Source organism: Borrelia tillae (assembly GCF_055693965.1).
On sequence record NZ_CM146346.1, the window covers coordinates 559,250 to 574,436 of the forward strand.

General features: G+C 27.5%; 12 protein-coding genes and 1 pseudogene. 6 read left to right on the plus strand and 7 right to left on the minus strand.

The window, feature by feature from the left end; translation table 11 throughout:
• Positions 1 to 3: 3 nt before the first annotated feature.
• A complete protein-coding gene (locus ACWUD1_RS02795) occupies positions 4 to 1,377 on the plus strand; it encodes an FGGY-family carbohydrate kinase (RefSeq protein ID WP_472756327.1) in 1,374 nt (457 codons plus the stop codon).
• On the opposite strand, the gene ACWUD1_RS02800 is transcribed toward ACWUD1_RS02795, so the two are convergent.
• From ACWUD1_RS02800 to ACWUD1_RS02825, 6 genes and pseudogenes are all read right to left on the minus strand, one after another.
• Complete coding sequence (locus ACWUD1_RS02800) at positions 1,360 to 2,061, minus strand: SPOR domain-containing protein (RefSeq protein WP_472756328.1); 702 nt, start codon at positions 2,059 to 2,061, stop codon at positions 1,360 to 1,362. The genes ACWUD1_RS02795 and ACWUD1_RS02800 overlap by 18 nt on opposite strands.
• Complete coding sequence (gene coaE, locus ACWUD1_RS02805) at positions 2,048 to 2,653, minus strand: dephospho-CoA kinase (RefSeq protein ID WP_472756329.1); 606 nt, start codon at positions 2,651 to 2,653, stop codon at positions 2,048 to 2,050. The genes ACWUD1_RS02800 and coaE overlap by 14 nt, the downstream gene beginning before the upstream one ends.
• Positions 2,626 to 5,405 (minus strand): annotated as a pseudogene (gene polA / locus ACWUD1_RS02810) (DNA polymerase I). Before polA ends, coaE begins: the two are co-directional and overlap by 28 nt.
• A complete protein-coding gene (locus tag ACWUD1_RS02815; protein WP_472756330.1) occupies positions 5,402 to 5,800 on the minus strand; it encodes a hypothetical protein in 399 nt (132 codons plus the stop codon). The pseudogene polA and the gene ACWUD1_RS02815 overlap by 4 nt, the downstream one beginning before the upstream one ends.
• Positions 5,790 to 6,209 (minus strand): flagellar export chaperone FliS, encoded by a 420-nt coding sequence (gene fliS, locus ACWUD1_RS02820; RefSeq protein ID WP_472756331.1) that lies wholly within the window; start codon positions 6,207 to 6,209, stop codon positions 5,790 to 5,792. The genes ACWUD1_RS02815 and fliS overlap by 11 nt, the downstream gene beginning before the upstream one ends.
• The gene (locus ACWUD1_RS02825; protein WP_472756332.1) at positions 6,206 to 6,601 is read right to left on the minus strand and encodes a response regulator; all 396 of its coding nucleotides are present in this window, start codon (positions 6,599 to 6,601) and stop codon (positions 6,206 to 6,208) included. Before ACWUD1_RS02825 ends, fliS begins: the two co-directional genes overlap by 4 nt.
• A 215-nt stretch (positions 6,602 to 6,816) precedes the next feature.
• On the opposite strand from ACWUD1_RS02825, the gene ligA reads away from it, so the two are divergent.
• On the plus strand, positions 6,817 to 8,844 hold the full coding sequence (gene ligA, locus ACWUD1_RS02830) for an NAD-dependent DNA ligase LigA (RefSeq protein WP_472756333.1): 2,028 nt from the start codon (positions 6,817 to 6,819) through the stop codon (positions 8,842 to 8,844).
• 1 nt (position 8,845) lies between these two features.
• Here the strand turns inward: ligA and ACWUD1_RS02835 are convergent, their stop codons facing one another.
• Positions 8,846 to 11,320 carry a coiled-coil domain-containing protein gene (locus tag ACWUD1_RS02835; RefSeq protein ID WP_472756334.1) on the minus strand — a complete coding sequence of 825 codons (2,475 nt, stop codon included), beginning with the start codon at positions 11,318 to 11,320 and terminating at the stop codon, positions 8,846 to 8,848.
• A gap of 272 nt (positions 11,321 to 11,592) precedes the next feature.
• Between ACWUD1_RS02835 and ACWUD1_RS02840 the strand changes: the two genes are divergently transcribed.
• From ACWUD1_RS02840 to ACWUD1_RS02855, 4 genes are all read left to right on the plus strand, one after another.
• Positions 11,593 to 13,443 (plus strand): hypothetical protein, encoded by a 1,851-nt coding sequence (locus ACWUD1_RS02840; protein ID WP_472756335.1) that lies wholly within the window; start codon positions 11,593 to 11,595, stop codon positions 13,441 to 13,443.
• Positions 13,430 to 13,891 carry a hypothetical protein gene (locus tag ACWUD1_RS02845; protein WP_472756336.1) on the plus strand — a complete coding sequence of 154 codons (462 nt, stop codon included), beginning with the start codon at positions 13,430 to 13,432 and terminating at the stop codon, positions 13,889 to 13,891. Before ACWUD1_RS02840 ends, ACWUD1_RS02845 begins: the two co-directional genes overlap by 14 nt.
• Positions 13,888 to 14,751, plus strand: coding sequence for a xanthine dehydrogenase family protein subunit M (locus ACWUD1_RS02850; RefSeq protein WP_472756337.1), 864 nt, complete (start codon positions 13,888 to 13,890; stop codon positions 14,749 to 14,751). The genes ACWUD1_RS02845 and ACWUD1_RS02850 overlap by 4 nt, the downstream gene beginning before the upstream one ends.
• 160 nt (positions 14,752 to 14,911) lie before the next feature.
• Positions 14,912 to 15,172: an HPr family phosphocarrier protein gene (locus tag ACWUD1_RS02855; RefSeq protein WP_472756338.1), complete on the plus strand. Its 261-nt coding sequence runs from the start codon at positions 14,912 to 14,914 to the stop codon at positions 15,170 to 15,172.
• Positions 15,173 to 15,187 lie beyond the last annotated feature (15 nt).

The following is a 15,187-nucleotide window of genomic DNA, read 5'->3' on the forward strand; positions in this document are numbered from 1 at the left end:
TTTATGAATGTACTCAGTATTGATATTGGTACTAGTACTTTAAAATCCGCTTTGATTAATTCCCATCAGGGAATTTTAGAGAGTTTTGATATAAATTATTTTGATTATTTTAATGTTGATTTTGAAAACTTTGATTACAAAATATGGTTATTTGCGTTTAAGAAAGGAATTTCTAACTTCAGAGATAAAAAAATAGATTGTATTTCTATTAGTGGCATTTCTCCATGTTTAATTGCTCTTGATTCAGATTTAATTCCTTTGGAGGTTTTACATTGGAATTCTTCTAAGGTAGTTAATAATTTTCAAGGGAAATCAGCTTTTTTGCCCTTTGTGCTTAGCACGCTTGAGAGGGGAATTTATGGTAAGGTTAAATATTTTGTATCTTGTTTTGAGTATTTTATTTATTTACTTACAGGTAATTTGATTACGAGTTATCCAAGTTTATCTTATATTCCGTTTATTTGGAATGATATTGAAATAAAAAAATATAACCTTGATATAAATAAATTTCCCCCTTTTTTAAAGATGGGAGCGAGTGCTGGTTGTGTTACTACTGGTGCTAGTATTGAATTTGGTATTGATAGTGGAATAGAAGTGATTATTGCTGGAATGGATTATTTAAGCGTTCTTGTTGGAAGTGGGGCATTCTTCTCAGGAATTATATCTAATAGAACAGGCACAAGCGAAGGTTTTAATTTTGTCTCGGATGCATATTTGCCAGGCTTTTCTTTGCAGTATCCTTATTTTTTAGATAATTTCTTTGTTATTGGAAAAATAACCCCTTTGGGGTACTTATTGCAATTACTGAAGGATAAGTTGTTTAAAGATAAAAAATCATTTGAAGAATTTTTTGAAAACATTTCTAAGATATATAATTTATATAATTTGAGCAGTATTTATTTTTATCCAAATAAAAAAAAACTTTTCTCTGACAATATTTTAATAGATTCAGAGATAAGAGATTATTTAAGTAGAGGCATTTTGGGCAAATTAGATGATCCTTTACAAATTGGAATTGCAATTCTTGAATCCACCTATTTTTCATTTTACAATAAAGTTCTTCAGCTTAAATCTTTTAATAGGGATATCTTAGATATTTTTGTGAGCGGTTCTAATTCAGATAATTTATTTTTCAATCAGCTTAAAGCTAATATTATCGGTAGAGATTTGAAGATTTTTGAATTTAAACATTCCGAAATTGTCGGTAATGCAGTCTTAGCTTTTTATTGTTTGGGAGAATTTGATAGCTTAAATAAGGCATTTAAGAAAATTGTTAAATTTAAACGAGTTATATCTTGTAATACTAGTATGCACGAATCTTATTTAGAAAAATATCATAAATATGTTTCTAACTTTAATTTATTTGTTAATCGTTAATATATAAGCATCTTTAAACGAACTTAAACCCGATATCTTTTGCAAGTCAAGTTTTGCTTCTGTTATAGTTTTATAAGGCCCTGATCTGACTCTATAGATATCTTTATCATTGACTGTTGCTGAATAGAGTTTTGCATTGATTTTATATTTCATTAATTCTTGAACGTTATGATCAGCAGAAATTGGATCCGAGAGTGATGCAAATTGTATGTAGTATTCTTTTTTGGGGTCATATTTATTTTCAAGATTATTATGCTTTTTTTCAGATTTTGTTGATTTATGTGTCTTTATAATTATTTTTTGAGGTGCTTTTTCTTTTGTATCTGTTTTTATAGTAGGCTTATGTTGATTTATGATTTGTGGTGCTTTCTTGTTTATAATTGTTTGGTTATTTTGATTTGTGTTATTACTTAGACTTTTGTTTTGTTTGATGTCTTGTGTGAGATCAATGATGATTTCATTGGGCTTGTCAATTACTGTTAAAGTATCATCAGTATTGTCAGGCTCGGTATCTTTTTCATCTTTTGTTTCTTGTAAAATAATGTTTTTACTTGCAATATCCGAAGCTAAATTTTTATTTGGAAAGAAAATAATTATTCCAAGAAATATGATTGTACAAACAATTACAATTGAAGTTAATGCCACCAAAAAGCCTTTAGTATTATTTTCATTAAAATCTTTCATAAATTACCCCTTGCATTTTTGTCCTAATTTCTTTTTCTAGATCCCCATAACTATCATTGTTAGTGATATCAATAATTTTTATTGAATTTTCAATTCTTTTATTAAAAAAAATATCTTCTTGCCGTTTGAGAATGTTTATAATTAAACTTTCATCAAAGATACAGTCATTTAATCTTTTTTTTATTATCTCATCATCCGTCTTTATTATGAATATATGCTTGCAAAACTTTTCTAGATTTAATTTAAAAAGTAGTGCAGCGTTAATTATAAATTTATCTGATCTGTTATTTAATATTAATTTTTCTACTGCCTTGTATATGGGCAGATGTGTTATTGTTTCTAGTTGTTCTAGTTTTGATCTGTCGTTAAATACAATATTGCGAAGTTTTGTTCTGTCTATCTCATTATTATTATTTAATATTTGTTTGCTAAATGTCTTAATTATTTTTTCTTGTTCGGATATTAAGACTTTATGTCCAATTTTATCTACATTGATTATGCGAAAACCATATTCATTACTAATTATTTTTGAAACAGTATCTTTACCAGTTGCTATTCTACCAGTTATGCCAATCGATGAATTTCTCCCCATGATTTTCCAATCCCAATATTTGTTCTTAGAGGAAGCTTTAAAGGATAAGCGTTTTCCATCATTTCTTTGATTATCCGCTTTGCATCTTCACATTCTTGTTCAGGCGATTCAATTAGTATTTCGTCATGTACTTGTAAGAGTATTTTTGATTTAAGGTTTTTACTTTTAAATTCATTATATACTTTGATCATTGCAATTTTCATTATATCAGATGCACTCCCTTGGATTGTACTATTTATTGCTATTCGTTCAGCTGATGAGCGTTCTGAGTAATTTTGACTGTTAATTTCTTTTATGTACCTCCTTCTTTTTAAAAGGGTTTCACTATATCCATTTTTTCTGACAAATTCTATTTGGTATTGTATAAAAGTTTTTATCTTAGAATAAACAGTAAAGTATGAGTCTATAAATTTTTGAGCGTCTTCTCTTTTGATAGATAGTTCTTGTGAGAGTCTAAAGGCTGACATTTTGTAAATTATTCCAAAATTGATTGATTTTGCTATTCTTCTCATAGAAGGTGTTACTTCATTCTCATTTACTTTGAAGAGTTGAGATGCTGTTTGTATATGGATGTCTTTTTTATCTCTAAATGCTTGAATTAGTGATTTGTCTTCTGAAAGGTGTGCTAGTATGACAAGTTCAATTTGTGAATAATCAGCAGAAATAAAAATATTACCTTTCTCAGGTTTGAAGGCTTCTCTTATTTTGCGCCCTTTTTCATCTTTGATTGGAATGTTTTGTAAGTTGGGAGCAATACTTGTAATACGGCCCGTTGCTGTTCTTGTTTGTATAAAGTTTGTATGTACTTTATTTGTTTTTGAATTGATAAATTCTATTAAGTTGTCCGTATATGTGTTTTTTAGCTTTGAGAGGTGTCTATGTTGTATAATTTTTGGTATAGCTTGATGTTGATATTTGATTGTCTCTAATACTTTAATATCTGTTGAGTCTTGCTTGACAGTTTGGGGTACTACTAACTGCAGGTTTTTGAATAAAACTGTATGTAGTTGTTTGGGTGAATTTAGATTAAACTTCATACCTATACTGCTTATTATTTCATTTTCAATTAATTTTAGTTCTTTTTCAAGCTCCTTGCCATATTGGTTTAGATAATCTTTGTCTAGGTAAATTCCGCTTTCTTCCATTTCTGTAATGACATTACTAAATGGCATTTCTATATCTAGCATTAAATTTACAAGGTTATCTTCTTTGAGCTTTTGTGAAAAGATTTTAAATAATCTAAAAGTAATATCGGCATCCTCAATAGCGTAATTAGAGACTAACTCAAGTGATACGTCTTTTAAGGTATTATTTTTTGTTACGATTTCTTCATACTTTATATTCTTGTGCATTAAATATTTTTCTGCTAAAAAATCAAGAGATACTTTTGTATTTGGATCAATAATGTATGCTGCTATCATTGTATCAAAATAGGGAAAAATTACATCAAATTTATGTTTTTTAAGTATTTTATAATCAAATTTATAGTTTTGACCGATGAGTTTAGGTTTTGTTTGAAAAAATTCATTAAATTTTTGTATTATATACTCTTTTTCAATGGAATTTTCTTCTTTATTTTCTATCGGGATATAGTACCCTTCAAATTCTTTAAATGAAACTGATATGCCGAGTATTTGTGCTTCATAGACGTTAGTTGAAGTTGTTTCTGTGTCTATTGCCACATATTGTGCTTTCTTTAATTGCTCTATTAATGAGTCCAGTTGATCTTTTTGTAATATTGTCTTATATTTGATGTTTTCTTCAGATATTGTTTTGAGGTTATTTGGGTATGATGATTTTTTTTGCAAAACTTCCATGTCTGTTGGATTTAGTTTTGTCATGTCGGTCTCAAAGATTGATTTTTGTGTTTGATTTGATATTATAGCATATTTTTTTAATATAGTTTTATAAGTTTTGATTAGAGTTGTTGCAGAATATTCTTCAAATAAGGGGATGATATCTTCACTAAGATCTTCTAATTTAAAATATTCAAGTTGTGGCAACATGAGGTCTTCTACAAGACTTATAAGTTCATAACTTAAAAAGGCATTTTCTCTCTCTCTTATCAGAATTTCTTTGTGTCTCTTATTAATGGAGTCTAAATTTTTATATATGTTTTTTAATGTTTGAAATTCATTTAACAGTTTAACGGCCCCTTTCTCTCCAATTCCTTTGATTCCTGGAATATTATCTGATTGTCGCCAACAATGGATAAGTAATCTTTAATTTGGGATTGATGTACTCCAAATTTTTTCATCACATAATGATTATCCATTTCCACAAGATTACTATTCTCGATTTTAAATATCTTGATCTTTTCTGACATTAACTGTAGTAAATCTTTGTCTGGGGATATGATATAGGTTAAGTAATCATTGAGTTCTGCTTTTCTTGAAAAGCTGGCTATAAGATCATCAGCTTCATATCCCCGTAGCTCAAACATTGGAATGTTTGCTTTTATTAAAGCTTCTTTTATCCAATAAATTTGTGGAATTAGATTATCTGGAGGGGCATCTCTTGTTGCTTTATAGTCTGGATACTTTTGTTGTCTAAATGTTGGGGTTTCTGAGTCAAAAGTTACAATTAGATTTTCTGGATTTTTTTCTTTGATTATGAAAAAAAGAGTTTTAAAAAACCCAACAAATGCGTTAACATTTTCCCCTTTGCTGTTTGTTAAGGGATTATTTTTCATTATGTGGTAATTTCTGAATATGATATTTAAAGCGTCAATTAAATAAATTTCTTTTTTCATACTTTTGTATCTATTAAAATGGGATTATTATAGTTAAAGGGATTTTTAGAAAATTTTATTTTTGGTTTTATTTTCTTATAATCAAATATTTTTTTTATGGTTTTGCGTGTATTTTGATATTGAATGTATATTTTTTCTTTCAATAAATAAGTATCTTTGATTAATTTTTTAGTTTTTTCTTGTAGCTTGTCTTGTTCTTTTAGCCATGAATTTATGGTTATATAATAATTATTGATTGAATTCAATATTAAATCTTTTGCAGGATTTGTGATGTCTAATATTTCTAGCATTCCTTTATTAATCTTTTCATCTTCAAATTCTAAAATGGCTTTTAATTTTTTTAGTTCAAGCATTAGATCTTTTAAGTATATTTCTAATATTTGATTATCCGACAATATTGATCCCTAATTTTTTCTTAATAATATTATTATCTTTTTTAAGCAATGCTTTCCAAGCTGTGTGTAGATTTTTTAGATGTTTTAGGACTTCTTGAATATTATCTCTATTTTTTTCCAATGTGACACTTTCTAGGGCTTTGTTTAAAAAGGAGTATATTGAAAATAAGTTATTTGAAATATCTCCACCATCTTCAAAATTTAGTGTAGACATTAATTCAATGATTATATCTTGTGCATGGTAAACTTTTTCATCGGCTTTTGAGGTATTGGTTGGGTCTTCGCTTTTATAAAATTCTTTAGCGATTTCTAGATCTTGTATTGCTTTCTCATAAAGCATTACAAGTATTGATATAGGATTTGATGTTCTAATTTGTACTTTTTTATAGATGTGTTCTTTTGTTATCAAGAATTTTCTCCTAAGTTTAGCTTCTTTATTTGTTCTGCTATTTGTTCTTCTCTGAAAGGCTTTGTAATGTATCCTTTTGCTCCAAGTTCTAAAGCTTTTGCAATAAGGTCTTGCTTTCCAAGTGCTGTGACCATCAATACATTCATCTTGCGTGCAAGTTTAGCGTTAACTGCATTGATCCTTTCAAGAGCAGTAATGCCATCCATTCCCATCATTGTTATATCAAGGGTTATTAAGTGAATTTCTTCTTGTTTTTCGAATTCTTTAATAGCTTGAATTCCATCTTCTGCCTCGAAAAATTCGCTAAATCCTAATCTACTCAGTATTTTAATTAAATTTTTTCGCATAAAAATAGAATCGTCTACTATTAAAGCTTTGCTATTTGCTTCCAAATCCATCTCCTTGTTTAATTTTAACATAATAACATTAAAAATCATTTAATAATAAATAAAGATATCATGTATCAATATCTATTTTGTAGCTTATTTATAGATTTTAAGATGAATGAATTTATTACTCAAGAACTTGGGTTGGAAATTTATATTTTTATTTATATTATTCTGTTAAAATGTAATGTAAATTTTTAAGTAGAGTTGATAACAAAATTATGACTAAAGACATAGAAGATGAAATTTTACGATTAAGGGATATTATCAAAAAATGGGACAAAGAATATTATATTGATTCTTCACCTAGTGTAGATGATTTTACTTATGATAAAGCTCTTTTACGACTTCAAAATTTAGAAAGTAAGTATCCTGAGTATCAAACCTTGGATTCCCCTACTCTTAAATTTGGGAGCGATCTTTTGAATAATTTTAAAGAAGTTAAACATACGTTTCCCATATTAAGTTTGGATAAGGCTTATGATATTAGGGAATTATTATTATGGATTGATAGAATAGTGTTAGATAATTCTATCTTAGAGTCTGATACTTGTATTTCAGTTGAACCCAAAATAGATGGATGCTCGATTGTTCTTTATTATAAAGACGGAATACTTCAAAGGGCATTGACCAGAGGAGATGGTAGAGTTGGCAATGATGTTACTGAGAATGTAAGAACTATTAAAAGTGTTCCTTTGCGTATTGAGCAAAGGATTGAATTGGTGTTACGAGGTGAAATTTATATTACTAAGGAAAATTTTTTGAAAATTAATCAGACATTAGCAAATTCTTATATTAATGCCAGAAATTTAACCTCAGGTATATTACGGAGGGTCAACAGCAAAGAAGTAGCTAATTTTCCTTTAGATATTTTTGTTTATGATATTTTATATTCTAGTTTTGAATTGGATACCAATCGCGATGCTTTTGATAAACTTAGGCAGTTTGGATTTAAAATGAATCCTTTTTGTAAATTTTTTGTTGGTAATAATTTGGGAAAAGATATTATTAGTTATATTAAAGAGCTAGAGACTCGAAGAGATGTTTTTGAATATGAAATTGATGGTATTGTACTGAAAGTTGACAGCTTTTATTTAAGAGAGATTTTAGGATATACTTCTCATCATCCCAAGTGGTCAATAGCTTATAAGTTTGAGTCTTGTACGGTAATAAGTAAGGTAATTGATATCATTGTGCAAGTTGGCCGTAGTGGTAAGATTACTCCTGTTGCGCGTATAGAAGAAGTTCTTATTTCTGGAGCTTTCATTACTAATGTAAGCCTACATAATCAAGATTATATAGATTTTATTGGCTTAAATATTGGAGATGTTGTTTCAATTGCAAGACGTGGTGATGTGATTCCTGCCGTTGAATTGGTAGTGGAAAAACTTGCTGTTGGTAATTTTAAGATTCCTAGTGATTGTCCTTCATGTAAAATGACTTTAATAAAGGAAGGCGCACATCTTTTTTGTATAAATAAACATTGTCTTAGGCGTGTAATTGAGCAAATCAAATATTTTTGCAGTAAGAAATGCATGAATATTGTAGGACTTTCAGAAAAGACAATAGAATTTCTTGTTAGATTGAAATTTATATCTTCAGAAATCGAGCTTTATACTCTTGAACTTGATAAACTGATTTGTATGACGGGTTTTGGTCGTAAGCGGGTAAACAGGTTGAAACGTTCAATTGAAAATAGTAAAAATCGACCATTTAGTAAGTTGCTTCTTGGAATGGGAATTAAGGAGCTTGGTGCAAATACAGTATTGATGTTGATGAAGAATCATTTAAATTCATTTGATGCACTTAGTATGCTTTGCAAAAATAAAGAAGTTGCCCTTGCCAAACTTTTAAAGATTGAAGGGATAGGTGAAAGGATAGCTTTAAATATTATTGAAGCCTTTAATGACAAGGCTATACTTGATAAATTCATTTTTTTTAAAGAGTTGGGATTTAAAATGGAAGAAAAAAATACCAATTATGTTATAGATTCTTCTTCATTTTTATTTGGTAAGAAATTTTGCATTACGGGTTCTTTTGAAGGGTATTTCAGACATGTTCTTATTGAAAAAATGAGACAAAAAGGTGCTATTTGTAGCAATACAGTTACTGAGCATTTGGATTTTTTACTTGTTGGAGATAATCCTGGTGGAGCAAAAGTTAAAAAAGCTGATGAGTTGGGTATTAAGCTTCTTAAGCTTTCTGATATTAGAGACTTTGTGAAGTTAGATGATATTCTAGATGATTAGTTTATTTGATTATTCTTATATTTTTAAATTCTGATGATAAACTTTTGTATAAAGTACCTATTTCATTTATGTGTTCTATTTTTATTAGGTTTCTGAAAAATTGTTCTTTATGTTTTAATGATGGATTGATGAAATGTGTTTTGACATTATATTTTGGAATTAATTTATAAATTTCTTTTGCTCTGTATAAATTTTTTGTTGGTTCTATTTCAATATAATATCCATTAGACTTTTTGAAATCAAATTCACTACTTTGATCTTTAAAATTGTAGTTGTTTGCATGTGTGTCCGGATATATTTTAAATTCAGCGATTTTAATTGTGACATTTTTATAATTTATTCCTTTAGTTTTAGGATGAAATTCATTTTGTATGGATTGTAATTTGCCGTTTTCACGTTTGAAGGTGTTTTTATATTTTGTAAATTCTTTCTTAAGTTTTAAAATGGTATTTTCATTGTCTGTTAACCTTTTATCTAAGACATTTATTGTATCTTGCTTTTGTTGAATTATATCTTTGTTTTCTCTGTATAATTCTTCGTTCTTTGTAAGCTTATCCCTTAATGCGTTTATTACTTTCTCTATTGAAGATAAATTATTTTCTATGTTCTTTAAGTTTGTGTCATGAGTATTTTTTAAATCTACTAATTCTTTTCTAAATGCTATTAGTATGTTTTCATTGTTATCTATTTTATCATCAAGTTCACCTAGTTTTAGTGAGTGGTTGCTAAGAGAGTCTTTGTTGTTATCTATTTTATCATCAAGTTCACCTAGTTTTAGTGAGTGGTTGTTAAGAGAGTCTTTGTTATCATCTATTTTATCATCAAGTTCACCTAGTTTTAGTGAGTGGTTGCTAAGAGAGCCTTTGTTATTATCTATTTTATCATCAAGTTCACCTAGTTTTAGTGAGTGGTTGCTAAGAGAGTCTTTGTTGTTATCTATTTTATCATCAAGTTCACCTAGTTTTAGTGAGTGGTTGTTAAGAGAGTCTTTGTTGTTATCTATTTTATCATCAAGTTCACCTAGTTTTAGTGAGTGGTTGCTAAGAGAGCCTTTGTTATCATCTATTTTATCATCAAGTTCACTTAGTTTTAGTGAGTGGTTGCTAAGAGAGCCTTTATTATTATCTATTTTATCATCAAGTTCACCTAGTTTTAGTGAGTGGTTGTTAAGAGAGCCTTTGTTATCATCTATTTTATCATTAAGTTCACCTAGTTTTAGTGAGTGGTTGTTAAGAGAGTCTTTGTTATCATCTATTTTATCATCAAGTTCACCTAGTTTTAGTGAGTGGTTGTTAAGAGAGCCTTTGTTATTATCTATTTTATCATTAAGTTCACCTAGTTTTAGTGAGTGCTTGCTAAGAGAGCCTTTGTTATCATCTATTTTATCATCAAGTTCACCTAGTTTTAGTGAGTGGTTGCTAAGAGAGTCTTTGTTATTATCTATTTTATCATTAAGTTCACCTAGTTTTAGTGAGTGGTTGTTAAGAGAGTCTTTGTTGTCATCTATCTTATAATCAAGTTCACCTAGTTTTAGTGAGTGGTTGCTAAGAGAGTCTTTGTTGTTATCTATTTTATCATCAAGTTCACCTAGTTTTAGTGAGTGCTTGCTAAGAGAGCCTTTGTTATCATCTATTTTATCATCAAGTTCACCTAGTTTTAGTGAGTGGTTGCTAAGAGAGTCTTTGTTATTATCTATTTTATCATCAAGTTCACCTAGTTTTAGTGAGTGCTTGCTAAGAGAGTCTTTGTTATCATCTATTTTATCATCAAGTTGACTTAGTACTTGATCTTCTGAATTGAAATATTCTTGTTCTGGGACATATATATCATATATGTCCTTTTCAGATAGATAATTATATTCTTCATTTACTATATCTTTGTTTTGATTTTTTTTGTATTTTTGGTCATTATAATTAATATTGTTTTTTGATTGAAGAGTATGATTTATGGAGTTTCCTTTCATTTGAATTAGCTTTTTAATTTTTTCAATTTCTTCTTTTAAGCTTTTTGTTATAATTTCGTATTCTTTATTCTTTTTTTTAATTGATTTTATGTTTGTCTGGTTTAAAAAATTTTCTATATTGTTTATTTTTCTCTCATAATTTTCAATTCTAAGCTTTAAATTGTCTATATTTTTTATAAGCCAATCATCTATATTTTCTTCTTCTTCTTCTTCTTCTTCTTCTTCTGAATAACCTTCATTTGAGTAAAAATTTTTTGTTTTTAAACTTGTTGGATATTGTAGTTGTGAGTTTGTTAAGAGGTTATTTTTTACTTGTCTATTACCGTTAAAAATTGCATTTTCCTCATAATAACTTGATTTTTTTGAATTTTTAAGATCTTCGTTTGGGATGTAAATTTGCAAGTGGCTTATGATATAATCAGTTGTATTTTTTTGATAACCTTCCAATAATATACATGAAAATAACATGCAGATTTTAGAGAGTATTGAAATTATCTTTTTACCTTTTCCCATAAATACCTTGTTAATATTATTTGATGCTATTCAACTTAATTTTGATATTATCATAGATTTTAAGATTTATCAAAAGAAAAAGTTTAATAATGTAAATGTTAGAACGTATTATTGTAATTTTTAGGTATCTGACTTAAGTGAACTTGGTTGTTTATCTAGCATATTTTGATTTCCAATAGCAATTTTGTTGGTATTGTGCCATAATGTACGCATAGAAAGTAAGTTAGAAGATGTATTATAAAATTTTGATTTTTTATTTTACTTAATTGGTTATGAAGCTAGAAAATATGGATGAAGTTTGGGCATTGCCAGTTTGTTGTGATAGTAAGAATTCTATCATTGAGGATTTTAAGCTTCCAGATAAATATAAAGATCGGATTTTTAATATAAGTTATAAAGATGATATTATCTTAAAATTTGTTGATATTGTTGATTCTAATGAATTTGACTTGAAGCTTTTTGATAATAAAATAGACTTTGAAGGGCAAGTTCCTTTAGTTTTGTATTCTGATGATTTGGACTTTTTATTAGAAGCAGAGGCGAGTATTGTCTTTGAAGTAAAAAATATTGAGACTGATGTTGATTTTAATTCAAAAACTTTGGAATTAGATGAGTTTAGAATTCATAATGCTTGTTATCAATTTGAAGACTTCTTAAACTATTGTAGCGATGTTCTTTTAGTTAGAGTATGCTTTAGAGACAATAATTTAATTATTGATGCAGATCTTGATAATATTACGCTTGTAAAAAAAATTATTAGCGATAATTTTTGTATCTCTGCAAACAAGATAGTGATTAATCCTATCAATAATGATTTTGGCAATGTTTTGTTTCCAGTAGTATTTAATGCTGTATTACAAGGTATAATAATTGCTAAGAAACTTAAGCAAAAGGTTAATGTGATTTATTATAAACGACATTTTTTAATGACACAATCTTTGAATTTGAAATATGAGGTTGTTAATTGTCTTTCTGAGGAAAATAGATTAGCCAAGATTATATTAGATATTGAAATTAATAGGCCGTTGAATTTTTTATATAAATTTTATTTTGACTATCTTAGACGTACTTTTAGTAATTTATTTTTTGATGTGTATATACATATTAATTTTATAGCGACTAAGAGTAATGCTGTATTTTTTTATGATAACCATTTCTTATTTGAAAATTCTGTTTATAATTTCATTTATTCAAATTTTTATAATCTTGCAATTAGTTTGTCAATTGAACCTCTGAGTTATTTACTCAGCTGTGTGAAAAGTGAATACGATCTCTTTTTTAGACTTTTTAAGGAATTGGATTTAAAAAGTTCTATAATGCGTAAATCGTCTTCTCTAAGCTTAAATACTGAATATAATGTTTTAGATGTTAGAAGAAAAGGTATAGGGTTTGCTTTCTTAAGTTTGGATACTACTTTTTTGGGTGGCAGTCAAACTGTTTCTATGAGATTAAATAAAGACAAATTAGAAGTATTTATTCCCTATAAATTGATAGATGTCAATTTAATGAACTATTTAAGAAATACTCTTGCTAAAACTTTTCACTTATCTTATGGTAATGTCAATTTTATTGTTAGTGAGCCTTTAAGGGGTGATGTTGAACTTTATAGCATATTGATAAAAGAATCTTATCTTATTGAAAGAGAAGTTTTGGCTGTTAAGGATGATCTTGTAGTAATTATGGGTGAAGACTTTAAGGGGGAGTATCCTATTATAGTTGATAGATACTTTGTTATAGATATGGATAAGCAATTTAATGTTGCTTGTTCTCTTGAGATTGATATAAAAATAAATTCATTTAATATCGTATTTAGTAATGTTAACTTTTTTGTTGCAAATGGTAAGTTTGATAAACTTAGGATAAATAATAAACGCATATTTTCAATTTTTAATTTGGCAGTTAACTATGTGTTTGGAAAAGTTGTTTATGATATTGTTAATCCTGTAGAACTTGAGTTTATTGAAGATGGTGAATTTATTTTTTCTTTTAGAATATTATTTATTGCATCTGTTTCTGCAATTAGAACAGCCTTAATTCAGGCTTTTGATTTTAATATATGTAAAACTCCTATTTCTCTTAAAGATATTTTAAATAGTTGGAGTGTGAGAGTTGATATTAATTAGCTTTAATTTGAATGGAGAAACTCTTTCAAAAAGTATTGGACTTTCTTTAAATACCCGGGAACTTTTAATAAGTATTTTTTATTCAGTTAATCGGAATTTCATTGAAAATATAAATAAGAAATTTTCATTAGTGCTTTTGGACTTAAAACCCGTATATTCATCTATTTTGCCAGCTTTTATGTTGAATGGGCGTAGTATCATTACTGTTGAAGGTTTGCAAAATACGACCTTTTACGAGACTTTAACCAAAATTTTATTGGAAAATGATTTTGGATTTTGTACAAATTGTTTTTCATCTAATGTATTGTTATTTTATTGTCTTTTGAAACGTAGAGTTATAATTAGAACTGATATTTTAGGATATTATAATATATTAAGATGTCATTGTCTTGATTTTAATACTTTTTTAGAGCTTTATTTGCGGTTAGAAGAGTTAGAAAGAAAATGAGTGATGTGAGAGTATATTACCCAGAAAATTTTAATGTTCTTGTTAGTTTATTTAGTAGAGATTTAAACAATTATATAGTTTATAATGAGATTGATTTTCACAAAAATTCTGAAATTTTTATGAAAGATGAAATTTCAGGCAATTTTTTTATAATTAATAATTTTGAGAGATTTGGTAAGGTTTCTCTTAAGAGTAATTTTTTGGAAATGGGCCCATGTGTGACGTATAATTCGATATTACAATTTGGAGAGAAGAATATACCAAGATTGTTTTATGAATTTATTTCAAGGTTAAATGATAGGATATATCTAAATAGCATTAATATTGCCAATGGATTTTATTATAAAAATACAGTATTTGATTTATACCCCTTATTATTAAGTCTTGATGCTCAACTTGAATTTAAAAATATATTAACTAAAAAAACTTATACTTATAATGCTTATAATATTAACAGGGATGATTATATACAAAGTCGACATACTTTGTTTTTGAGTAAATTAAAATTTCCAATCACAAGTTTGTGGAATAAGAGTTTTTATAGTAGTATATTCGTTGATACTTTTTCACTTGATATTTTAGAAGAGGTAAACATTGTTTTCATTTGTGTTCTTTTAAACATTAAAAAAGATATTATAAATGATTTTATGATGAAAATATTTTATAATGATAAAGTTATCACTTTAAGAGATTTTCAAGTGTTACTCCTTAATAAATCTTTACCGTTATCTTTAGTGGAAATTGAGGATTCCATTAAGATGTTAGATAAGAATATTCGTGATGTTAAAAATTTTAGTTTAGGAGAGAGAAGTTTAAGACTTATAAAAAATTTTTATTTCGATACATTATTTAATTTTTAGGATTATAATAATTAGCATTATTAAAGAATTGCTACCAATTTGGCATTATTTTAATATAAAAGCAGTATGATTAATTTATCAATTTGTTTTTATGCATTATAATATTTATTTGTTAATAACTTAATCAAAAAATAATTATTCAAATAAGGGGCTTAAGCTTATGGTAAAAAAAGAGGCTACAATTAAAGCCGTTAATGGTTTGCATGTTAGACCAGCGTCAACGTTTGTAAAAAAGGCTAAGGAGTATGTTAGTGATATAACTATTGAAGCTGATGGAAAATCGGTTAGTGGAAAAAGTTTATTTCGATTACAAACCTTAGAATTATCTTGTGGCAAGAAACTTGTAATTTGTGCTGAGGGTGATGATGAAGAGAAAGCTGTTACTGAACTTGTTGAGCTCGTTGAATCTTTTACAGAATAGGTATGGAAGGTTAAT

Coding starts and splice junctions, on each gene's coding strand:
- ACWUD1_RS02795 (WP_472756327.1), top strand. CDS start 4: ATGAATGTACTCAGTATTGATATTGGTACTAGTACTTTAAAATCCGCT.
- ACWUD1_RS02800 (WP_472756328.1), bottom strand. CDS start 2,061: ATGAAAGATTTTAATGAAAATAATACTAAAGGCTTTTTGGTGGCATTA.
- coaE (WP_472756329.1), bottom strand. CDS start 2,653: ATGGGGAGAAATTCATCGATTGGCATAACTGGTAGAATAGCAACTGGT.
- ligA (WP_472756333.1), top strand. CDS start 6,817: ATGACTAAAGACATAGAAGATGAAATTTTACGATTAAGGGATATTATC.
- ACWUD1_RS02835 (WP_472756334.1), bottom strand. CDS start 11,320: ATGGGAAAAGGTAAAAAGATAATTTCAATACTCTCTAAAATCTGCATG.
- ACWUD1_RS02840 (WP_472756335.1), top strand. CDS start 11,593: ATGAAGCTAGAAAATATGGATGAAGTTTGGGCATTGCCAGTTTGTTGT.
- ACWUD1_RS02850 (WP_472756337.1), top strand. CDS start 13,888: ATGAGTGATGTGAGAGTATATTACCCAGAAAATTTTAATGTTCTTGTT.
- ACWUD1_RS02855 (WP_472756338.1), top strand. CDS start 14,912: ATGGTAAAAAAAGAGGCTACAATTAAAGCCGTTAATGGTTTGCATGTT.